Source organism: Pseudomonas sp. SAR267 (assembly GCF_052077595.1).
Taxonomy (GTDB): Bacteria; Pseudomonadota; Gammaproteobacteria; order Pseudomonadales; family Pseudomonadaceae; genus Aquipseudomonas; species Aquipseudomonas vlassakiae.
In genome coordinates, this window is sequence record NZ_JBQIHU010000001.1 from 3606314 (window position 1) to 3627067 (window position 20754).

18 protein-coding genes are annotated in these 20754 nt (G+C 62.3%); 12 read left to right on the top strand and 6 right to left on the bottom strand.

Annotation, left to right across the window (positions count from 1 at the left end; translation table 11 throughout):
* Nucleotides 1-14: 14 nt before the first annotated feature.
* The 4 genes from ACTORR_RS16960 (at nt 15) to ACTORR_RS16975 (ending at nt 5259) form a co-directional block, all read left to right on the top strand.
* Nucleotides 15-878 (top strand): hypothetical protein, encoded by an 864-nt coding sequence (locus ACTORR_RS16960; RefSeq protein WP_054887853.1) that lies wholly within the window; start codon nt 15-17, stop codon nt 876-878.
* A 20-nt stretch (nt 879-898) separates the two neighbouring features.
* The gene (gene rplI / locus ACTORR_RS16965) at nt 899-1345 is read left to right on the top strand and encodes a 50S ribosomal protein L9 (protein WP_054887852.1); all 447 of its coding nucleotides are present in this window, start codon (nt 899-901) and stop codon (nt 1343-1345) included.
* A 111-nt stretch (nt 1346-1456) separates the two neighbouring features.
* A complete protein-coding gene (gene dnaB, locus ACTORR_RS16970; RefSeq protein WP_054887913.1) occupies nt 1457-2854 on the top strand; it encodes a replicative DNA helicase in 1398 nt (465 codons plus the stop codon).
* 101 nt (nt 2855-2955) lie between these two features.
* The gene (locus tag ACTORR_RS16975) at nt 2956-5259 is read left to right on the top strand and encodes a YgiQ family radical SAM protein (protein WP_099814353.1); all 2304 of its coding nucleotides are present in this window, start codon (nt 2956-2958) and stop codon (nt 5257-5259) included.
* A gap of 134 nt (nt 5260-5393) precedes the next feature.
* Here the strand turns inward: ACTORR_RS16975 and ACTORR_RS16980 are convergent, their stop codons facing one another.
* A complete protein-coding gene (locus ACTORR_RS16980) occupies nt 5394-5981 on the bottom strand; it encodes a TIGR00730 family Rossman fold protein (RefSeq protein WP_313364583.1) in 588 nt (195 codons plus the stop codon).
* A 348-nt stretch (nt 5982-6329) separates the two neighbouring features.
* On the opposite strand from ACTORR_RS16980, the gene azu reads away from it, so the two are divergent.
* A complete protein-coding gene (gene azu, locus ACTORR_RS16985; protein ID WP_054887849.1) occupies nt 6330-6776 on the top strand; it encodes an azurin in 447 nt (148 codons plus the stop codon).
* Nucleotides 6777-6902: 126 nt separating this feature from the next.
* Here azu and nadE read toward each other — a convergent pair whose 3' ends face one another.
* Nucleotides 6903-7730 carry an ammonia-dependent NAD(+) synthetase gene (gene nadE, locus ACTORR_RS16990; RefSeq protein ID WP_212632776.1) on the bottom strand — a complete coding sequence of 276 codons (828 nt, stop codon included), beginning with the start codon at nt 7728-7730 and terminating at the stop codon, nt 6903-6905.
* 3 nt (nt 7731-7733) lie between these two features.
* Nucleotides 7734-8939 (bottom strand): nicotinate phosphoribosyltransferase, encoded by a 1206-nt coding sequence (pncB, locus tag ACTORR_RS16995; protein ID WP_099814359.1) that lies wholly within the window; start codon nt 8937-8939, stop codon nt 7734-7736.
* Nucleotides 8940-9407: 468 nt separating this feature from the next.
* On the opposite strand from pncB, the gene ACTORR_RS17000 reads away from it, so the two are divergent.
* The 6 genes from ACTORR_RS17000 to ACTORR_RS17025 all read left to right on the top strand — a co-directional run bounded on the left by ACTORR_RS17000 (nt 9408) and on the right by ACTORR_RS17025 (nt 15865).
* Nucleotides 9408-10544 (top strand): branched-chain amino acid ABC transporter substrate-binding protein, encoded by a 1137-nt coding sequence (locus tag ACTORR_RS17000; protein WP_054887846.1) that lies wholly within the window; start codon nt 9408-9410, stop codon nt 10542-10544.
* Between the two features lie 154 nt (nt 10545-10698).
* Nucleotides 10699-11613, top strand: a complete 915-nt coding sequence (locus ACTORR_RS17005; RefSeq protein WP_313364585.1) for an ABC transporter permease subunit — start codon at nt 10699-10701, stop codon at nt 11611-11613.
* Nucleotides 11614-11615: 2 nt separating this feature from the next.
* Nucleotides 11616-12917, top strand: a complete 1302-nt coding sequence (gene livM, locus ACTORR_RS17010; protein ID WP_054887844.1) for a high-affinity branched-chain amino acid ABC transporter permease LivM — start codon at nt 11616-11618, stop codon at nt 12915-12917.
* Complete coding sequence (locus ACTORR_RS17015) at nt 12914-13789, top strand: ABC transporter ATP-binding protein (protein ID WP_262108206.1); 876 nt, start codon at nt 12914-12916, stop codon at nt 13787-13789. Before livM ends, ACTORR_RS17015 begins: the two co-directional genes overlap by 4 nt.
* Complete coding sequence (locus ACTORR_RS17020; protein WP_054887842.1) at nt 13786-14502, top strand: ABC transporter ATP-binding protein; 717 nt, start codon at nt 13786-13788, stop codon at nt 14500-14502. Before ACTORR_RS17015 ends, ACTORR_RS17020 begins: the two co-directional genes overlap by 4 nt.
* Before the next feature lie 595 nt (nt 14503-15097).
* Complete coding sequence (locus ACTORR_RS17025; protein ID WP_054887841.1) at nt 15098-15865, top strand: SDR family oxidoreductase; 768 nt, start codon at nt 15098-15100, stop codon at nt 15863-15865.
* Nucleotides 15866-15892: 27 nt separating this feature from the next.
* Here the strand turns inward: ACTORR_RS17025 and ACTORR_RS17030 are convergent, their stop codons facing one another.
* The 3 genes from ACTORR_RS17030 to ACTORR_RS17040 form a co-directional block, all read right to left on the bottom strand.
* Nucleotides 15893-16990 (bottom strand): AGE family epimerase/isomerase, encoded by a 1098-nt coding sequence (locus tag ACTORR_RS17030; protein ID WP_441343731.1) that lies wholly within the window; start codon nt 16988-16990, stop codon nt 15893-15895.
* A gap of 176 nt (nt 16991-17166) precedes the next feature.
* Nucleotides 17167-17799 (bottom strand): HTH-type transcriptional repressor FabR, encoded by a 633-nt coding sequence (gene fabR / locus ACTORR_RS17035; protein ID WP_054887839.1) that lies wholly within the window; start codon nt 17797-17799, stop codon nt 17167-17169.
* 122 nt (nt 17800-17921) lie between these two features.
* A complete protein-coding gene (locus ACTORR_RS17040; RefSeq protein ID WP_441343732.1) occupies nt 17922-18284 on the bottom strand; it encodes a hypothetical protein in 363 nt (120 codons plus the stop codon).
* A gap of 340 nt (nt 18285-18624) precedes the next feature.
* On the opposite strand from ACTORR_RS17040, the gene ACTORR_RS17045 reads away from it, so the two are divergent.
* On the top strand, nt 18625-20691 hold the full coding sequence (locus ACTORR_RS17045) for an AsmA family protein (protein WP_313364589.1): 2067 nt from the start codon (nt 18625-18627) through the stop codon (nt 20689-20691).
* The last annotated feature ends 63 nt before the right edge of the window (nt 20692-20754 follow it).

The window sequence follows — 20754 nt, forward strand, 5'->3', positions numbered from 1 at the left end:
AGTAAGGGATTAGCATGCGAGCGTTAGCAAGTTTCATCATGCGCGGTCGTGTGCAGGCCACCCTGGTGGTGGTCATCAGCGCGGTACTGCCGCTGCTGTTCTGGTTGAGTGCCGCTGCCGGTAGCCTTGTGCTGCTGCGGCGTGGGTTCAAGGATGCTTCAACGGTCATCGCCGGCGGCCTGCTGGCCGGGCTGGCCGTGTGGTTGATGGGCGATCCGATCACCTTCCTGGTGATCGCCGGTGCCCTGGGCCTGGCCGCGCTGTTGCGCGCCGAACATCCCTGGAGCCGTGTGCTGGTCGCCAGTGCCGTGTTTGCCGTGGTTTTCAGCCTCGTGCTCGACATGGCATTGGCACAGACCTTCGATGTGCTGGCCAAGGCGTTTGCCGAAGCCATGCCGAAAATCGAAGGGGAGCCGGTGCTCTCCGGTGAGCTGATCCGCCCTGTGCTGGTCGCTTCCACAGCAGTGACGGTGCAATTGTTCAGCGTGTTGGCCCTGGTGCTGGCGCGTTATTGGCAAGCAGCGTTGTACAACCCTGGAGGCTTCGGTCGCGAATTTCGCGAACTGAGGTTGCCGAAGCAGACCATGGCGGTCTTGGTGGCAGTGATGGTGGTGGCTCCGTTTATCGGGTCGCAATTCATCATCCTGGCATCGGCGTCGAGCCTGGTACTGGTGCTGGCTGGCATCGCCTTGATGCACGGCCTCGTGGCACAGGGGCGACTGGCCGGTTTCTGGCTGGTGGGCATGTACGTGACGTTGCCGCTGATCATGCAGCTGATCTACCCGTTGCTGATGGTCCTGGCCATTGTCGACAGCCTGATTGATTTTCGCGGTCGCAAGTCCCCTCCGGGGAAAGACTCCGCGAACGGTGAAGGTTAAAAGTTAAGAGGTTTTACCAAATGGAACTGATCCTGCTGGAAAAAGTCGCTAACCTGGGCAACCTGGGCGACAAAGTTAAAGTTAAGGCTGGTTACGGCCGTAACTTCCTGCTGCCATTCGGCAAGGCCACCGTTGCCAACGCCGCCAACCTGGCTGCGTTCGAAGAGCGTCGCGCCGAGCTGGAAAAAGCAGCTGCTGAGCGTAAAGCTTCGGCTGAAAGCCGTGCTGCCCAACTGGCCGAGCTGGAAGTGACCATCACTGCCACCGCTGGCGACGAAGGCAAGCTGTTCGGTTCGATCGGCACCCACGACATCGCTGACGCCCTGACCGCCTCCGGCGTTGAAGTAGCTAAAGCTGAAGTTCGTCTGCCGAACGGCACCATCCGTCAGGTTGGCGAATACGACGTAGCCGTGCACCTGCACAGCGACGTTGAAGCCACCGTACGCGTGGTCGTCGTAGCTGCCTAAGCTGCACTGACTGGTGGTCCCTCACGGGATAGCCGGTTAACATCGGGCACGGTCCTGTTCACTCAGGCCGTGCCCTTTGTCTTTTTCATCCTCCAGAATTTTTTCGTGGCCATGAACGAGATCACCAACTCCGAACAGCTCGACCTGCAAACCGCTGCCCTGAAGGTGCCGCCGCATTCCATCGAGGCCGAACAGGCCGTGCTCGGTGGCCTCATGCTGGACAACAACGCCTGGGAGCGGGTACTGGACCAGGTCTCGGATGGCGATTTCTATCGGCATGACCACCGCCTGATCTTCCGTGCCGTGCACAAGCTGGCCGATGCCAACCAGCCATTCGACGTGGTGACCCTGCACGAGCAGCTGGACAAGGAAGGCCTTTCGTCACAGGTTGGCGGCCTGGCATACCTGGCCGAACTGGCCAAGAACACCCCATCGGTGGCCAACATCAAGGCCTACGCCGCGATCATTCGCGAGCGGGCGACCCTGCGCCAGCTGATCAGCATCAGTACCGACATCGCTGACAACGCCTTCAACCCGCAAGGGCGCAATGCCGAGGAAATCCTCGACGATGCCGAGCGGCAGATCTTCCAGATCGCCGAGGCGCGGCCTAAAACCGGTGGCCCGGTGGGTGTCAACGAACTGCTGACCATGGCCATCGACCGCATCGACACGCTGTTCAACTCCGACAGCGACATCACGGGCGTGTCCACCGGCTTCACCGACCTCGACGAGAAGACCAGCGGCCTGCAGCCGGCCGACCTGATCATCGTCGCCGGTCGACCGTCGATGGGTAAGACCACCTTCGCCATGAACCTGGTGGAAAACGCCGTACTGCGTACCGACAAGGCGGTGCTGGTGTTCTCTCTCGAGATGCCAGGTGAATCGCTGATCATGCGTATGCTCTCGTCCCTGGGCCGCATCGACCAGACCAAGGTGCGTTCAGGCCAGCTGGATGACGACGACTGGCCGCGCCTGACCTCGGCGGTCAACCTGCTCAACGATCGCAAGCTGTTCATCGACGATACCGCGGGTATCAGCCCCTCGGAAATGCGTGCGCGTACCCGCCGCCTGGCCCGTGAGCACGGCGAGATCGCCATGATCATGGTCGACTACCTGCAGCTGATGCAGATCCCTGGTTCGGCCGGTGACAACCGGACCAACGAGATTTCCGAGATCTCCCGTTCCCTCAAGGCCCTGGCCAAGGAATTCAACTGCCCTGTCATTGCCCTGTCGCAGCTCAACCGCTCCCTGGAACAGCGGCCGAACAAACGCCCGGTGAACTCCGACTTGCGTGAATCTGGTGCAATCGAGCAGGACGCCGACGTCATCATGTTCGTGTACCGCGACGAGGTGTACCACCCCGAAACCGAGCACAAGGGCGTGGCGGAAATCATCATCGGTAAACAGCGTAACGGCCCCATCGGCTTCGTGCGCCTGGCGTTCATCGGCAAGTACACCCGCTTCGAAAACCTTGCGCCGGGTATGTATAACTTCGACGACGACGAATAAGCCTCAGCTTCATGAATCCGACAACCACCGTCGGATTTGGTCAAAATTTGTGCTATATTCCGCGCCCGCGATTTCCCTGCACACCAGAACCGGTCACTGACATGCAAGCAGCCAAACCACTCTACGACTATCCCAAGTACTGGGCCGAATGCTTCGGGCCAGCACCTTTCCTGCCGATGAGCAGGGAGGAGATGGATCTGCTCGGCTGGGATTCCTGCGACATCATCATCGTGACCGGTGACGCCTATGTCGACCACCCGTCGTTCGGCATGGCCATCATCGGCCGCCTGCTGGAGGCCCAGGGCTTCCGCGTGGGCATCATCGCCCAGCCGAACTGGCAGTCGAAAGACGACTTCATGAAGCTCGGCGAGCCGAACCTGTTCTTCGGCGTGGCCGCCGGCAACATGGACTCGATGATCAACCGCTACACCGCGGACAAGAAAATCCGTTCCGACGACGCCTATACCCCCGGTGGCCTGGCCGGCAGCCGTCCGGACCGCGCCAGCCTGGTGTACAGCCAGCGCTGCAAGGAAGCCTACAAGCACGTGCCGATCGTGCTCGGCGGCATCGAGGCTTCGCTGCGCCGCATCGCCCACTACGACTATTGGCAGGACAAGGTCCGCCATTCGATCCTGATCGACGCCAGCGCTGACATCCTGCTGTTCGGCAACGCCGAACGTGCGGTGGTCGAAGTGGCCCAGCGCCTGTCCAATGGCGAGAAGATCGAGACCATCACCGACGTACGCGGTACCGCCTTCGTGCGCCGTGACACGCCGCAAGGCTGGTATGAGATCGACTCGACCCGTATCGATCGCCCCGGCCGCGTCGACAAGATCATCAACCCGTACGTGAACACCCAGGACACCCAGGCCTGCGCCATCGAGCAGGCCAAGGGCGAACAGGAAGACCCGAACGAAGCCAAGGTGGTGCAGATCCTCGACAGCCCGAGCGTTACCCGGGAAAAGTCGGTGATCCGCCTGCCGTCGTTCGAGAAGGTGCGGAACGACCCGGTGCTCTACGCGCACGCCAACCGTGTGCTGCACCTGGAGACCAACCCGGGCAATGCCCGCGCCCTGGTGCAAAAGCACGGTGAGGTGGATGTGTGGTTCAACCCGCCACCCATTCCGATGAGCACCGAGGAAATGGACTACGTATTCGGCATGCCTTATGCCCGTGTGCCGCACCCGGCCTATGGCAAGGAGCGCATCCCGGCCTACGAGATGATCCGTTTCTCGGTGAACATCATGCGAGGCTGCTTCGGTGGCTGCACCTTCTGCTCGATCACCGAGCACGAAGGCCGCATCATCCAGAACCGTTCCCACGAGTCGATCCTCAACGAGATCGAGGAGATGCGTGACAAGGTCCCGGGCTTCACCGGCGTGGTCTCCGACCTTGGCGGCCCGACCGCCAACATGTACCGCATCGCTTGCAAGAGCCACGACATCGAGAAGCACTGCCGCAAGCCGTCCTGCGTGTTCCCGGGCATCTGCGAGAACCTCAACACCGACCACAGCTCGTTGATCGAGCTGTACCGCAAGGCCCGCGCCTTGCCGGGTGTGAAGAAGATCCTGATCGCCTCGGGCCTGCGCTACGACCTGGCGGTGGAATCGCCGGAGTACGTCAAGGAGCTGGTTACCCACCACGTTGGCGGCTACCTGAAGATCGCTCCGGAGCATACCGAGCGTGGCCCGCTGGACAAGATGATGAAGCCGGGCATCGGCACCTACGACCGCTTCAAGCGCATGTTCGAGAAGTTCTCCAAAGAGGCGGGCAAGGAACAGTACCTGATCCCGTACTTCATCGCCGCGCACCCAGGCACCACCGACGAAGACATGATGAACCTGGCCCTGTGGCTCAAGGGCAACGGCTTCCGCGCCGACCAGGTGCAAGCGTTCTACCCGTCGCCGATGGCGTCGGCCACGGCCATGTACCATTCGGGCAAGAACCCGCTGCGCAAGGTCACGTACAAGAGCGAAGGGGTGGAGATCGTCAAGAGCGACGAGCAGCGCCGCCTGCACAAGGCGTTCCTGCGTTATCACGATCCGAAGGGCTGGCCGATGCTGCGTGAAGCGTTGCAGCGCATGGGCCGTGCCGACCTGATCGGGCCGGGCAAGCATCAGCTGATCCCGCTGCACCAGCCGCAGACCGACACGTATCAGAGCGCGCGCCGCAAGAACTCGACCCCGGCCGGTAGCCACAAGGTGGGCAAGGATCAGAAGATCCTCACCCAGCACACCGGCCTGCCACCGCGGGGCAGCGATGGCAGCAAGCCGTGGGACAAGCGCGAGAAGGCCAAGGCCGAGGCGTTTGCCCGCAACCAGCAGGCGGCCAAAGAGCGCAAGGAAGCCGCCAAGGGTGGTGGCGGCAAGGGCAAGAAGCCGCGTCAGCCAGTGATCCCGCGCTAACAGCCCCCCTTTTGGGACCGCTTTGCGGTCCTTTCGCGACACAAGGCCGCTCCCACATTGATCTGCGTACGCAGTGCTTTGTGGGAGCGGCCTTGTGTCGCGAAAGGGCTGCAAAGCAGCCCCGATATCTCGGATCAGTCAGGCTTTTTGTCGACCCACTTCGGCAAAACCGGCGACTCGAACCGTTCCATCCCGTCCAGCAGCGCATCGGCCTGCTGCTCAAGCAACAACATGGCCCGATGCTGCGGCCGCACGAAGCCTTCTTCGACAATGTGGTCGAGGAACCCGCCCAGCTTCTCGTAGAAGCCATTCACATCGAGCAGCCCCAGCGGCTTGGCGTGATAACCCAGTTGCCCCCAGGTCCACACCTCGAACAGCTCCTCCAGCGTACCCAGGCCACCCGGCAGGGCGATGAAGGCGTCGCTCAGCTCGGCCATGCGTGCCTTGCGCGCATGCATGCCGTCGACCACTTCCAGCCGGCTCAGGCCTTTATGGCCGATCTCGGCGTTCATCAGGCTTTCGGGAATGATCCCGATCACTTCGCCACCCGCAGCCATGGCCGCGTCGGCGACGGTGCCCATCAGGCCGACCGCGCCACCACCGTAGACCAGGGTCAGGCCGCGGCGGGCAATGGCTTGGCCCAGCGCGATGGCCGCCTCACGGTAGGCGGGGTTGGCGCCGATACTGGCGCCACAGAACACACAAACGGAACGTACAGACATCGTGTTTCTCCAGTCATATCGCTGACAGGGTAAAGCGAATAGTCTGACGTCTCCAATGCTGGTTTCACTCCGGACGGGAGAACTCGCAAGTGGCACCCGTGGCCCCGTGGGCATAGGCGGCGAGTAGGCTGTTCATGAAATTTGTGAAGGTCATTGCGATTGCTCCTAAATGAGAGGTTGTTCCATCGTCCATTAAAAGGGCATGATGTGCTCTTAGATTGGTTGTATACAATCGATCGAACAATTCTACTGGCTGGCCACTTGACACCCCCTTGACCCATGTCAGCAGGGGGCTGAACGGTTTCAGGCAGTCTCGCAATTGATAAAACCCTGCCAAGGAGATTCATGATGTTTGCGAAAGCTGTAGCGGTATCCCTGCTGACCCTCGCCAGCGCTTCTGTCTTCGCAGCCGAGTGCTCGGTAACTGTCGACTCGACCGACCAGATGTCCTTCAACACCAAGGAGATCGTCGTCGACAAGAGCTGCAAGGCATTCACCGTCAACCTGACTCACTCCGGCAACCTGCCGAAGAACGTCATGGGCCACAACGTGGTCATCAGCAAGGAAGCTGACATGCAGCCGATCGCCACCGACGGCCTGGCCGCTGGGATCGAAAAGAATTACCTGAAGGACGGTGATGAGCGCGTCATCGCCCACACCAAGATCATTGGTGCAGGCGAAAAGGACTCGCTGACTTTTGATGTGGCCAAGCTGGTTGCTGGCACAGATTACGGCTTCTTCTGCTCGTTCCCAGGCCACATCTCGATGATGAAGGGCAAGGTCGTCGTCAAGTAAACAAAGCCTGACGCCAAACCCTGTGGGAGCGGGTTTATCGGGGCGCCGAACCGCCCCGAATGCTTTGGTGAATCCACCCTTGCATTCGCAGGTAAACCCGCTGCCACAGGTTCTTCTACAGCCTGATCAAGGAGCGAATGGCAGTTCGCGCTTGTGCTGGGTCTTGCGGTAGGTGGCGACGATGATATCGAACGCTGCCTGGTCCACCGGCTGCCCATGGAGGAAGGCATCGATCTGCTGGTAGGTCACGCCATGGGACGCTTCGTCCGGCTTGCCCGGCTCCAGATCTTCCAGGTCGGCAGTCGGCACCTTCTCCACCAGCGACTCCGGCGCGCCGAAGCTGCGTGCGATCGCCCGCACCTGGTTCTTCACCAACCCGCTCAGCGGCGCCAGGTCGCAAGCGCCGTCACCGAACTTGGTAAAGAAGCCCATCACCGCCTCGGCGGCGTGGTCGGTGCCAATCACCAGGCCGGCGCGAGCGCCGGCGATGGTGTACTGGGCGACCATCCGGGTCCGTGCCTTGACGTTGCCGACCACGAAGTCCACCAGGGCTGGCGAGCCGTTCTTCAACTCCGCCACTTCCGCTGCCAATGCGCGCACGGCTGGGGCGATATCCACCGTGTGCACCTCATCGGCCTTGATCACCTCGAGGCAGGCCTGGGCGTCGTGCTCGTCATGCTGCACCTGGTACGGCAGGCGCACGGCGATGAAGGTGTAGGCCTGGTCGCCGGTTTCGGCACGCAGCTCGTTGATGGCGCGCTGGGCGAGCAGGGCGGCAGTCAGCGAATCGACGCCGCCGCTGATGCCCAGCACCAGGGTCTTGAGCCGGGCATTGGCCAGGCAGTCCTTGATGAACGCCACGCGCCGGGCGACTTCGGCCTCGAGCGCAGCGGCGTCGGCGAACGGCGGCTGTACTTTCAGCGCCTGGGCAATTTCCTGCTGAACCGCTTGCATGGGTTACTCCTTGCTGGGGACTTTGAATACGTGACGCATGTAGGTGACAAAGTTTTCGTCACGGCACTGGGTCTTGGCGGCCTCGTCCGAAATCTTCGCCACCGGCGAGCCGTTGCAGTCGGTCATTTTAAGCACGATGTTCATGGGCGCCACACCTGGGATGTCGCACGTAAGGTTGGTGCCGATACCGAAGCTGACATTGATGCGACCGCGCAGGGCACGGAAGATTTCCAGTGAGCGGGTCAGGTTGAGCCCATCGGAGAACACCAGGGTCTTGGTCATCGGGTCGATACCCAGCTTCTGGTAATGGGCGATGGCCTTTTCCGCCCAGGCCACCGGCTCGCCCGAGTCATGGCGCAGGCCGTCGAACAGCTTGGCGAAGTACAAGTCGAAATCGTTGAGGAAGGCATCCATGGTGATGCAGTCGGTCAGGGCGATGCCGAGCAGGCCGCGGTACTCGCGGACCCAGCAGTCCAGGGCGGCGATCTGGCTGTCGATCAGCCGTGGGCCGAGCTGCTGGTGGGCCATGATCCACTCGTGGGCCATGGTGCCCAGTGGCTTGATATCCAGTTTCCAGGCCAGGTCGACATTGCTGGTGCCGACGAAGCGGCCCGGGAAGTCGTCGCGCAGCACACGCACCACGTCCTCCTGCACACGGCTGGAAAAGCGCCGGCGGGTACCGAAGTCGGCCACCTGCAGCTCGGCCAGCTCGTCGTCGCTGGCGTGGGCGCGCAGCCAGTCGAACTTGCGGTACAGCTGATCACGGGCTTCGGCCAGGCGCATGCGCGGGTGCAGGTGACGGTTGCGGACCTCGCTGATGATGGCCAGCAGCGGCACTTCGAACAGGATCACGTGCAGCCAGGGGCCTTTCAGGCGCAGGTACAGCTGCCCGTTGTCGATGCCAAGGCGCACATAGCGCAGGTTGAAGCGGAACAGGCGCAGAAAGCGCAGGAAGTCGGGCTTGAGGAAGCTGATGCGTTCGAGGAAGGCCGGCTGGCCATCATCCAGCGTCAGGTCGCTGAGACGTTCCAGCTGGTGGCGAATCTCGCCAAGGTAGGGGCGCAGGTCCTCGCCGTTGCGGCAGCGGAATTCCCATTCGACGTCGGCGTCTGGGTAGTTGTGTAGCACGCCCTGCATCATGGTGAGCTTGTAGAAGTCGGTGTCGAGCAGGTTGTGCACGATGCGCTCGGCGAATGCGCTCTCGCTCATCAAAGGGGCTCCGGAAACGGCGAATGGTGGACATTGTGCCAGTCTTTTCGATGCGGTTGTGTCTGGGCCGGCCTCTGTGGGAGCGGGCGAGCCCGCGAAAGCGGCTTAAGGGCCAAAACAAGTGGCTTTTTCCGTGCACCAGCTAGCCTTGAAACAGTGCTGGCTGTAGCAGTCGCGCACCACCGGTGTGCACTTCGGTGACGTCCACTGTTACAGGGCGGTTGCACGTAAACACCTGCCAGGGTTGCAATGATGGCACTCGACGGTTGCTCCTTGTCTGTACGTGTGGTGGCGCCTGCCGCGTGGCAGACGGTTGCACGCTCAATAAAGAAAAGGCCGTCGGTCGCCAGGGGGCGACCGTTGCAGTGTGTTTTCCCGGAAGACAAAACCGATGGCACGGCCCTTGCTCTGAGCACAGGGCTGAGAAGTTGTAGTGCCACACTAAAAAAACTCTAGGAGCACCACCTCATGTCGCAGACGTTTTACAAGAAAGGTTTCCTGGCTCTTGCCGTAGCTACGGCACTGGGTGTTTCTTCGTATGTTCAGGCCGACGTCAAGATCGGCGTCGCGGGCCCCATGACCGGGGCCAACGCAGCGTTTGGCGAGCAGTACATGAAAGGTGCGCAGGCAGCGGCCGACAAGATCAACGCCGCTGGCGGCGTGAATGGCGAGAAGATCGTCCTGGTGAAAGGCGATGATGCCTGCGAGCCGAAGCAGGCCGTGGCCGTGGCCAACCGCCTGGTCGATCAGGACAAGGTGATCGGCGTGGTCGGTCACTTCTGTTCTTCCAACACCATCCCGGCCTCTGAGGTATATGACGAAGCCGGCGTGATCGCCATCACCCCGGGCTCCACCAACCCGCTGGTCACCGAGCGCGGCCTTTCCGCCATGTTCCGCATGTGCGGCCGTGACGACCAGCAGGGTATCGTCGCCGGTGACTACATCGTCGACGTGCTCAAGGGCAAGAAGGTCGCGGTGCTGCACGACAAGGACACCTACGGTCAGGGCCTGGCCGATGCGACCAAGGCACAGCTGGAGAAGCGCGGCGTCAAGCCGGTGCTGTATGAAGGCCTGACCCGCGGCGAAAAAGACTTCAGCGCCGTGGTCACCAAGATCCGTGCTGCCGGTGCCGACGTGGTCTACTTCGGTGGCCTGCATCCGGAAGCGGGCCCGCTGGTGCGCCAGCTGCGCGAGCAGGGCCTGAAGGACGTCAAGTTCATGTCCGATGACGGCATCGTCACCGACGAACTGGTGTCCACCGCCGGCGGCGCGCAGTACGTCGATGGCGTCTACATGACCTTCGGCGCCGACCCGCGCCTGCTGCCAGACAGCAAGGCAGTGGTGGAAGAGTTCCGCAAGGCCGGGACCGAGCCTGAAGGCTACACACTGTATGCTTACGCCTCGCTGCAGGCACTCGCTGCTGCATTTAACGGTGCAGGAAAAAACGAGGGCCAGGCTGCCGCCGCGTGGCTCAAGCAAAACCCAGTGAAGACCGTCATGGGCGAAAAGAAGTGGGACCAAAAGGGTGACCTGACCGTCTCCGACTACGTGGTCTACCAGTGGGACAAGGACGGCAAGTACCACCAGCTGGAAAAACAAAAATAATAACGGCACCTGGCCCGGACGCCCGTCCGGGCCATTGCCCCTGCGGTACCTGTCCTTATTCGGAGACGTGCACGGTTCTGCGCTGCTGGGGCCGCTTCATCCGTGGCTTGTGGTAGTCAGCGTTCGTGCAGTCTCGCTCAGGTGAGATTGCGTTATGGATGGTATTTTCCTGCAGCAACTGGTCAACGGCCTGACCCTCGGGTCGGTCTATGGCCTGATCGCCATCGGCTACACAATGGTCTATGGCATCATCGGCATGATCAACTTCGCGCACGGCGAGGTGTACATGATCTCCGCTTACCTCGCGGCGATCAGCCTGGCATTGCTGGCCTACTTCGGTATCGAGTCGTTCCCCCTGCTGATGCTGGGTACCCTGCTGTTCACCATCGTCGTCACCGGTGTGTATGGCTTCACCATCGAGCGCATCGCCTACAAACCCTTGCGCAACTCCACCCGCCTGGCACCGCTGATCAGTGCCATCGGCATCTCGCTGATCCTGCAGAACTATGCACAGATCAGCCAGGGCGCCCGCCAGCAAGGCGTGCCGACCCTGCTCGAAGGTGCCATGCGCATCGAGGTCGGCACCGGCTTCGTGCAACTGACCTACACCAAGATCTTCATCCTGGTGGCGGCGTTAGTCGGTATGGGCCTGCTGACCTATGTGATCAAGTACACCAAGCTCGGCCGCATGTGCCGCGCTACCCAGCAAGACCGCAAGATGGCCTCGATCCTCGGCATCAACACCGACCGGGTCATCTCCTACGTGTTCGTCATCGGTGCAGTGATGGCCGCCCTGGCCGGCGTGCTGATCACCCTGAACTACGGCACCTTCGACTTCTACGCCGGCTTCATCATCGGTATCAAGGCGTTCACCGCTGCGGTACTGGGCGGCATCGGTTCGCTGCCTGGCGCCATGCTCGGCGGCATCATCCTGGGTATTTCCGAGTCGCTGTTCTCCGGCCTGATCAACTCCGACTACAAGGACGTGTTCAGCTTCTCGCTGCTGGTGATGATCCTTATCTTCCGCCCACAAGGCCTGCTGGGTCGCCCGCTAGTGGCTAAGGTGTGAACATGTCGATTGCCAAGATTGCTTCTGCCTCGGAAACCAACGGTTTCGATATCAAACGCAGCTTGCTGGAGACCATCGTCGCTGGCCTGCTGGCGCTCATCGTCTTCGGTCCGATCGTCGGCGTGGTGCTCGACGGTTACACCTTCAACGCCGAACCACGCCGGGTGGCGTGGCTGGTCGGCGGGGTGATGCTCGGGCGCTTCCTGCTCAGCCTCTTCGTGCAGACCGCCGCCGGCCGGCGCATGCTCGAAGGCTTCGACAGCGGCGGCTCGGGCGTGCACGTCAACGCCCCGGACTACAAGTCCCGGTTGCGCTACATCATCCCGGCGCTGGTGGTGATCGCCATCATCTTCCCGGTATTCGCCAACAAGTACCTGCTGACCGTGGTCATCCTCGGCCTGATCTACGTGCTGCTGGGCCTGGGCCTGAACATCGTGGTCGGCCTCGCCGGCTTGCTCGACCTGGGCTATGTGGCGTTCTATGCCATCGGTGCCTACGGCCTGGCGCTGGGTTACCAGTACCTCGGCCTGGGCTTCTGGAGCGTGCTGCCGCTGGCGGCCATCGCCGCAGCGCTGGCGGGGTGCATCCTCGGCTTCCCGGTGTTGCGAATGCACGGTGACTACCTGGCGATCGTGACCCTTGGCTTTGGCGAGATCATCCGCCTGGTGCTGAACAACTGGTTGTCGTTCACCGGCGGCCCGAACGGCATGCCGGCGCCGTCGCCGACCTTCTTCGGCCTGGAGTTCGGCCGCAGGGCCAAGGACGGCGGGGTGCCGATCCACGAGTTCCTCGGCATCGACTACAACGCCAACCTCAAGTTCGTGTTCATCTACGCCGTGCTGTTCCTGGTCGTGCTGGCGGTGCTGTACATCAAGCACCGGCTGACCCGCATGCCGGTCGGGCGCGCCTGGGAAGCGCTGCGCGAAGACGAGATCGCCTGCCGCTCGATGGGCCTGAACCACGTACTGGTCAAGCTCTCGGCCTTCACCCTCGGTGCTTCCACCGCAGGCTTGGCCGGGGTGTTCTTTGCCACCTACCAGGGCTTCGTCAACCCGTCGTCGTTCACCTTCTTCGAGTCCGCACTGATCCTCGCCATCGTCGTGCTTGGCGGCATGGGCTCGACCGTCGGCGTGGTGATCGCAGCGTTCGTGCTGACCGTGGCGCCGGAGTTGCTGCGCAGCTTCTCCGAATACCGGGTACTGCTGTTCGGTGTGTTGATGGTGCTGATGATGATCTGGCGACCGCGTGGGCTGATCCGCATCAGCCGTACCGGTGTGACCCCGCGTAAAGGAGTGGCGCCATGAGCGACGAAATCATTCTCTCGGTCGACAACCTGATGATGCAGTTCGGCGGCATCAAGGCGCTCAGCGACGTCAGCCTGAAGGTCAAGCGCAACCAGATCTTCGCCCTGATCGGCCCCAACGGCGCCGGCAAGACCACCGTGTTCAACTGCCTGACCGGCTTCTACAAGGCCAGCGGCGGGCGTATCGAGCTGAACGTGCGCGGCAGCCGCACAAACGTCATCCAGCTGCTTGGCGAGCGCTTCCAGGCGGCCGACTTCGTGTCGCCGGCGCGCTTTGCCAACCGCCTGTACTACAAGATGTTCGGCGGTACTCACCTGGTCAACCGCGCAGGCCTGGCGCGCACCTTCCAGAACATCCGCCTGTTCAAGGAAATGTCGGTGGTGGAGAACCTGCTGGTAGCCCAGCACATGTGGGTCAACCGCAACCTGCTGGCCGGGGTGCTCAACACCAAGGCCTATCGCAAGGCCGAAAGCGACGCCCTCGACCACGCATTCTACTGGCTGGAAGTGGTCGACCTGGTCGACTGCGCCAACCGTCTGGCTGGCGAGTTGTCGTACGGCCAGCAGCGTCGCCTGGAAATTGCCCGGGCCATGTGCACGCGGCCGAAGATCATCTGCCTGGACGAACCGGCAGCAGGCCTGAATCCGCAGGAAACCGAAGCCCTCAGCCGCATGATCCGTGTGCTGCGGGACGAGCATGACATCACTGTGGTGTTGATCGAGCACGACATGGGCATGGTCATGAGCATTTCCGACCATATCGTCGTGCTGGACCACGGCAACGTGATTGCCGAAGGCGCGCCGCAGGATATCCGCCACAACCCGACGGTGATCGCCGCCTACCTGGGTGCAGACGAAGAGGAACTGGTATGAGTGCACCCATTCTCGAGCTGAAGGACCTGGACGTGTTCTACGGGCCGATCCAGGCGCTGAAAAAGGTCTCGATGCACATCAACGAAGGCGAGACGGTCAGCCTGATCGGTGCCAACGGCGCCGGCAAGTCGACCCTGCTGATGTCGATCTTCGGCCAGCCGCGGGCGGCGGCGGGGCATATCGTCTACCGCGGCACCGACATCACCCGCAAGTCGTCGCACTACATCGCCTCCAACGGCATTGCCCAGTCACCGGAGGGGCGCCGGGTGTTTCCCGACATGACCGTCGAGGAGAACCTGATGATGGGCACCATCCCCATCGGCGACAAACATGCCGACGAAGACATGCAGCGCATGTACGACTTGTTCCCGCGGCTGAAGGAGCGGCGTAACCAGCGGGCCATGACCATGTCCGGTGGCGAGCAGCAGATGCTGGCCATTGCCCGGGCGCTGATGAGCCGGCCGAAGCTGCTGTTGCTGGACGAACCATCGCTGGGGCTGGCGCCGATCGTGGTCAAGCAGATCTTCGCGACCCTGCGCGAACTGGCCAAGAGCGGGATGACGATCTTCCTTGTGGAACAGAACGCCAACCATGCACTGAAGCTGTCGGACCGGGCTTACGTGATGGTCAACGGGCAGATCCGCATGAGCGGGACGGGGCAGGAGCTGCTGGTCAACGAGGAGGTCCGCAACGCGTATCTTGGCGGGCATTGAGTGATAGCCGGGGCTGCACTGCAGCCCCTTTGTTCAATGTGGACAACTTGTCGCATATCTTTCTCGAGCCACGCTACGATCCCCTCGCAAGCCTTTGTTTCCACAGGGCAGATGTTGTCCACGATTCATGTGGAGCCGCCTGTGGAAAACATGGTGGCATCTCGCGCTATCCCTTTATTCACAAGGCCTGCAAGGATCTGGTCATAATTTGATCAGTTACCCTCGGTGCCTGTTCCCAGCGGCATTTTCTACACCGGAGCACTCCTGTAGATTGCGCTTGATTTCCTGTGGATAACTCTGTGAAGAAGCATTGGACAGACCGCTGTAGGCGGCATGCTTGAAAGCGTTGCGCCATCACCGAAAGATATCCACCGACCCCGTCAAGCTGAAAGGGTTCCGCGCAGGCGACAAGTTGCCCCCAATCCATGGGGAAAGCCTTGTGGATAACATGCGTATAGCTGGCGTCGAGCCCTCTGCCACAAGGGTTTGCCACATATGAACAAAAAATGAACAGCGGCCTGAACGGCTTGCTGCCAGCGTCTGGCGCGGGCATGCTGCAAAGCTGCCGATGACAACCTACCGTGAGGAACAGAGCATGACGTCCACCGTATTCATCACTGGCGCCACTTCCGGCTTTGGCGAGGCCACCGCCCGCCGTTTCGCCGAGGCCGGCTGGAAGCTGGTGCTCACCGGTCGTCGCAAGGAACGGCTGGATGCCCTGTGCGCCGAGCTGTCGGCCAAGACCGAAGTGCACGGCCTGGCCGTCGATGTGCGTGATCGCAAGGCCATGGAGCAGGCCATCGCCAGCCTGCCGGCCGGTTTCGACAAGCTGCGCGGCCTGGTCAACAACGCCGGCCTGGCGCTGGGTGTGGACGCTGCGCAGAACTGCAGCCTGGACGACTGGGAAACCATGGTCGACACCAACATCAAGGGCCTGATGTACACCACCCATATGCTGCTGCCACGCCTGATCGCCCATGGTCGCGGCGCGTCGATCCTCAACGTCGGTTCCGTGGCGGGCAACTACCCCTACCCGGGCAGTAACGTGTATGGCGGCACCAAGGCCTTCGTCGGCCAGTTCTCGCTGAGCCTGCGCTGCGACCTGCGCGGCACGGGTGTGAGGGTGAGCAACATCGAGCCGGGCCTGTGCGAGAGCGAGTTCTCGCTGGTGCGCAACAATGGTGACCAGGCCAAGTACGACGCCACCTACGCGGGCGCCGAGCCAATCCAGCCGCAGGACATCGCCGAGACCATCTTCTGGATCCTCAATCAGCCGGCGCACATCAACATCAACAGCCTCGAACTGATGCCGGTGCGCCAGGACTTCGCCGGGCTGTCGATCGACCGCTCCACCAGGGACTGATCCGAGGACCCTCCCACAGGAGAGGTGTCAGGCCAGGCGCTGCAAGCCTTCCAGGCAGGTAGCAAGGTGATAAGGCGTAGTCGAAGGCATGTCATGCCGGCTCACCGCCCCTTCACCATCCCGGCACTCATACCAGCCACCGGCATGCAGAAACTGCTGTTCCATCGCCTTCAACTGGACCAGCAGTTTCGCCTCATTGCCCGCGCGCAACACCAGCGCCCGCAGGTATTCCGCCTGTGCCCAGACCCGCTGGGTCGCATCGAGCACGTTGCCTTCCACGTCGAGCATGGCCAGCACGGCCGCATTGTTGACCCCGCACAGCTCGGCATAGCCGAAGGCCCGCTCGATGGAGGCATGCAGCGCAGTCCCGCGCAGCAGCGGCGAGGTTTCCAGCAGGTAGAACCATTCGAACTGATGCCCCGGCTCGAACCAGTTATCCACAGCGCCTCGCGGCTTTTCCAGCATCAGCCCGTGTTGCGGCTCGATGAAGTGTTCCTGCAGGGCTGTGCACAGTTGCAGCAGCGACTGCTGCACGTGCTCGTCCTCGCGTACCGCCAGCACTTGCAGGAAGGCCTCGGCCAGGTGCATCTGCGGGTTCTGCAGCGGGCCGCTGCCGAGGTCGGCCCAGTCTTCGCCAAGGCTGGCTTCGTACAGGCCATCATCGCGGGCGAATTGCTCGTCGACCACTTCCAGGGCGGCATTGAGGGTGGCTTCCACCAGCCCTTCGCCGACCTTGCCCCAGTAGTGCGCGCAGGCGAACACGATAAAGGCGTGGGTGTACAGGTCCTTGCGCCGGTCCAGCGGCTTGCCCTCGGCGTCGATGCTGTAGAACCAGCCGCCATGCTCGGCATCGTGGAAGTGCTTCTGCAACGAACGGAACAGCGCCGCCGCCCGCTCGGCCGCCCCCGGTTGCTCGATACGGCTGCTGAACAGGTACAGCTGACGGGCACAGGCCATGGCCCGGTAGCGCTGCACCGGCAACGGACGGTGCTGGGCGTCGAGGGCCTCGTAGGGCAGGGCCATGTCGGCGTTCCAGCCCGGGCCTTGCCACAGCGGCACGATGCGTTCGGCGAAGTGCTGGTTGAAGCGGGCCAGTTCGGGCAGGGTGGGGCGGGGGTTGGGCATGTTGGCGCTCGTCGCTTTCGGGCAGGGCGCCATGGTAGCAGAACTGGGGTTGTGGGTTGGCTGTGCCGGCTTCTTCGCGGGCAAGCCCGCTTCCACAGGGACCGTACCGGGCCTGAGGGCAACACAATACTTGTGGGAGCGGGCTTGCCCGCGAAAGGGCCAGACCAGGAGAGCGATCAGCTCGGGTTGCCCAGGCCTTGCCAGTGGCGCGCGCCGACGAAGATGAAGCGCAGTTGCTGGGTGATCTTTTCCTGGGCGCTCAGCGCCTGTGAATAACCCGGCTCCGGGCTGTCGATCAGTTCCGGCAGGGTGGCGAACACAGTCTTCACCACCAGGTCGGCCATCACCGCCAGCGCGGCGGTATCCAGGTGTTGCCAGCGCTTCATCCGCGCAAGGTCCGTGGCCAGGTCGTCGCTGATGTCCTGGCGCAGGCGGGCGATGGCCTGGCGCACGGCTTGCGATCCGCCGTATTGCTCGCGGGCGAGGAACAGGAACTGGGCGCGGTGGGCGGCGACCACATCAAGGAAGATGCGCACGGAAGCATCGGTGATGCCGCCGAGCTCGAATTCGTTTTGCCGCACCAGGCGGATGGTCTGGCGGAATGTGGCGTCGACTTCGGCGACCAGCGCCAGGCCCAGGGCGTCCATGTCGGAAAAGTGCCGATAGAAACCGGTAGGCACGATGCCTGCCGCCTTGGCCACTTCGCGCAGGCTCACGCTGCCAAAGCCACGGCCGCTCTCCATGAGCTGGCAGGCGGCGTCCAGCAGGGCCTGGCGGGTCTGTAGCTTCTGTTCGGCGCGCGGCAGCATGGGGCGGGCTTCTGTGACGGTGAGGCTGGGCACTCTAGATAAAAAAACGAAGCCCGGTCAATGGACCGGGCTGGGAGGGGAGCAAGCGGTGTGACAGAGATTGTTGTTTTCGGCCATGGCGATCAGCTCACATGGCTGAGTTCAACCAGACGGTCCGAGCCACCTTCGGCTACACGACCAGAGCGTTCGATCAGGCGATCGGAGCCACCTTCGGCTACACGACCAGAGCGTTCGATCAGGCGATCAGAGCCACCTTCGGCTACACGACCAGAGCGTTCGATCAGGCGATCAGAGCCACCTTCGGCTACACGACCGGAGCGTTCGATCAGGCGATCAGAGCCACCTTCGGCGACGCTTTTAAGCGGTTGGGCGATTTCAGCAGCGCTGGAACGCGATTCGGCGGTCAGGTGCTGGTCGGCAGCTGGCAGAGCGAAGGCGTTGGCCGCAAGGATCGACAGGGTCAGGGTCAGCAGGGTGCGTTTCATGATTCGGTGCTCCTCTCGGGGGCTGGAAAGTGGGTACGAAGCCAATGCTACGCCCGGTGACGCCAGAGAGAAGTTCATACGGGTAATGGTAACAATCGACGCTATTGATAGCTTAGGCGCAAGGCTCTATCTCAGGTGTTTGAAGATGTGTTGCGGCTATTTGCCGCTAATGTGTCAAGGCGCCTGAATGCCTCGGATGAGCGCAACAGCCGAGCAAGAAACCCGACAAAACTCGCTATGATGGCCGTCTGCGATAAAACCCAGCGGGTTTTCATCAGTCCCAGATACTGAGTGCCACCGTTACGCCTGCTTTGTGCCATGCCGTCAGGAGAATCACGCAATGACGCGTCCCGCCAGAATTTTCGTCTGGACCATAGCCACCTTGTTCACCCTGCTGGCGATCCTGGTGGTGATCATCGCCACCTTCGACTGGAATCGCGTCAAGCCGCTACTCAACGAGAAGGTATCCGAGGCCTTGCACCGGCCGTTCGCGATCAATGGCAACCTCGCCGTGCACTGGCGCACCGAGCCGGAAGAAGGCGGCTGGCGCGCCTGGGTGCCGTGGCCGCACTTCATTGCCGAAGACCTGACCCTGGGCAACCCTGACTGGCTCAAACAGCCGCAGATGGTCGGCCTGGAGCGCGTGGAGTTCCGCCTGGCGCCGTTGCCACTGGTATTCCAGCGCATCAGCATCCCGCGCATCGACCTGACCAAACCCACCGCCAGCCTTACGCGACTGGCGGATGGTCGCGCCAACTGGACGTTCGACTTCGGGCCCAAGGCCGAAAACGAGGAACCGTCCAGCTGGCAGCTGGACATCGGTGCCATCGGCTTTGACCAAGGCAATGTCAGCTTCGATGACCAGACGTTGAAAACCAGCATGAAGGTGCAGATCGACCCGCTGGGCAAACCGATCCCGTTCAGTGAAATCGTCGGCAAGGCCAGCGCCGAAAAGGCCGGCGGTGCGCAGGATTATGCTTTCGGGCTCAAGGCTCAAGGCCGCTACAAGGGCCAGCCGGTGTCCGGTACCGGCAAGATCGGCGGCCTGCTGGCGCTGCAAGACGCCAGCCAGCCATTCCCGCTGCAGGCCGATGTACACATTGCCGATACCCATGTCGTGCTGGCCGGTACCCTGACCGACCCGCGCAACCTCGGCGCGCTGGACCTGCGCCTGCGCCTGTCCGGTGCCAGCCTGGGCAACCTCTACCCGTTGACCGGTGTGACGCTGCCCGACACCCCGGCCTATTCAACCGACGGCCGGCTCGGCGCCAACCTGCATGCCGCCGAAGGCGCGACCTTCAATTACCAGGGCTTCAACGGCAAGATCGGCGACAGCGACATCCATGGCGACCTGGCGTTCGTCGCCAGCCAGCCACGTCCCAAGCTCTCCGGCAACCTGGTGTCCAACCAGTTGCTGTTCAAGGACCTGGCGCCGCTGATCGGTGCCGACTCCAACACCGAGCAGAAGGCCCGCGGCGGTGCCAGCAAACAGCCGGCCGACAAGGTGCTGCCGGTTGAAGAGTTCCGCACCGAGCGTTGGCGAGCCATGGACGCCGACGTCACCTTTGCCGGCAAGCGCATCGTGCACAGCGAAAAGCTGCCATTCAACGACCTGTCCGCCCACGTGATCCTCGACGATGGCCTGCTGCGCCTGGAGCCGCTGCGCTTTGGCGTAGCCGGTGGCAGCCTGGCTTCGAACATTCGCCTGGACGGCCGCAACGTGCCGCTGCAGGGGCGTGCCCAACTGACAGCCCGTGGCTTCAAGCTCAAAGAGCTGTTCCCCACCTTTGCGCCGATGCAGACCAGCTTCGGCGAGTTGAACGGCGATGCCGACATCAGCGGGCGTGGCAACTCGGTGGCGGCATTGTTGGGCACGGCCAATGGCAACCTGCGCATGTTGATCAACGATGGTGCCATCAGCCGCAGCCTGATGGAGATCGCCGGGCTGAATGTCGGCAATTACGTGGTCGGCAAACTGTTTGGTGACGAGGACGTGAAGATCAACTGCGCGGCAGCGGACATCGGTATCAAGGACGGGCTGGCGACCACGCGGTTGTTCATCTTCGATACCGAGAACGCGATCATCTACATCAACGGCACGGCCAACTTTGCCAGTGAGCAGCTGGACTTGAAGGTCACCCCGGAGTCCAAGGGGCTGCGGCTGTTCTCGTTGCGTTCGCCGCTGTATGTGCGCGGGCCGTTTGCCAAGCCGAGTGCCGGGGTGCAGGCAGTGCCGCTGGCGCTGCGTGGGGCGGGGATGGTGGCGTTGGGCGTGGTCGCCGGGCCGGCGGCCGGGTTGCTGGCGCTGGTGGCGCCCAGCAGCGGTGATGCGCCCAACCAGTGCACGCCGTTGCTGCAGCAGATGAAAGCCGGCAAGGCGCCGGCTGCGGTGAAAAAGCAGAAATAGCAGGGGGCTGCTTTGCAGCCCTTTCGCGACACAAGGCCGCTCCTATACAGGATTACGCGATTC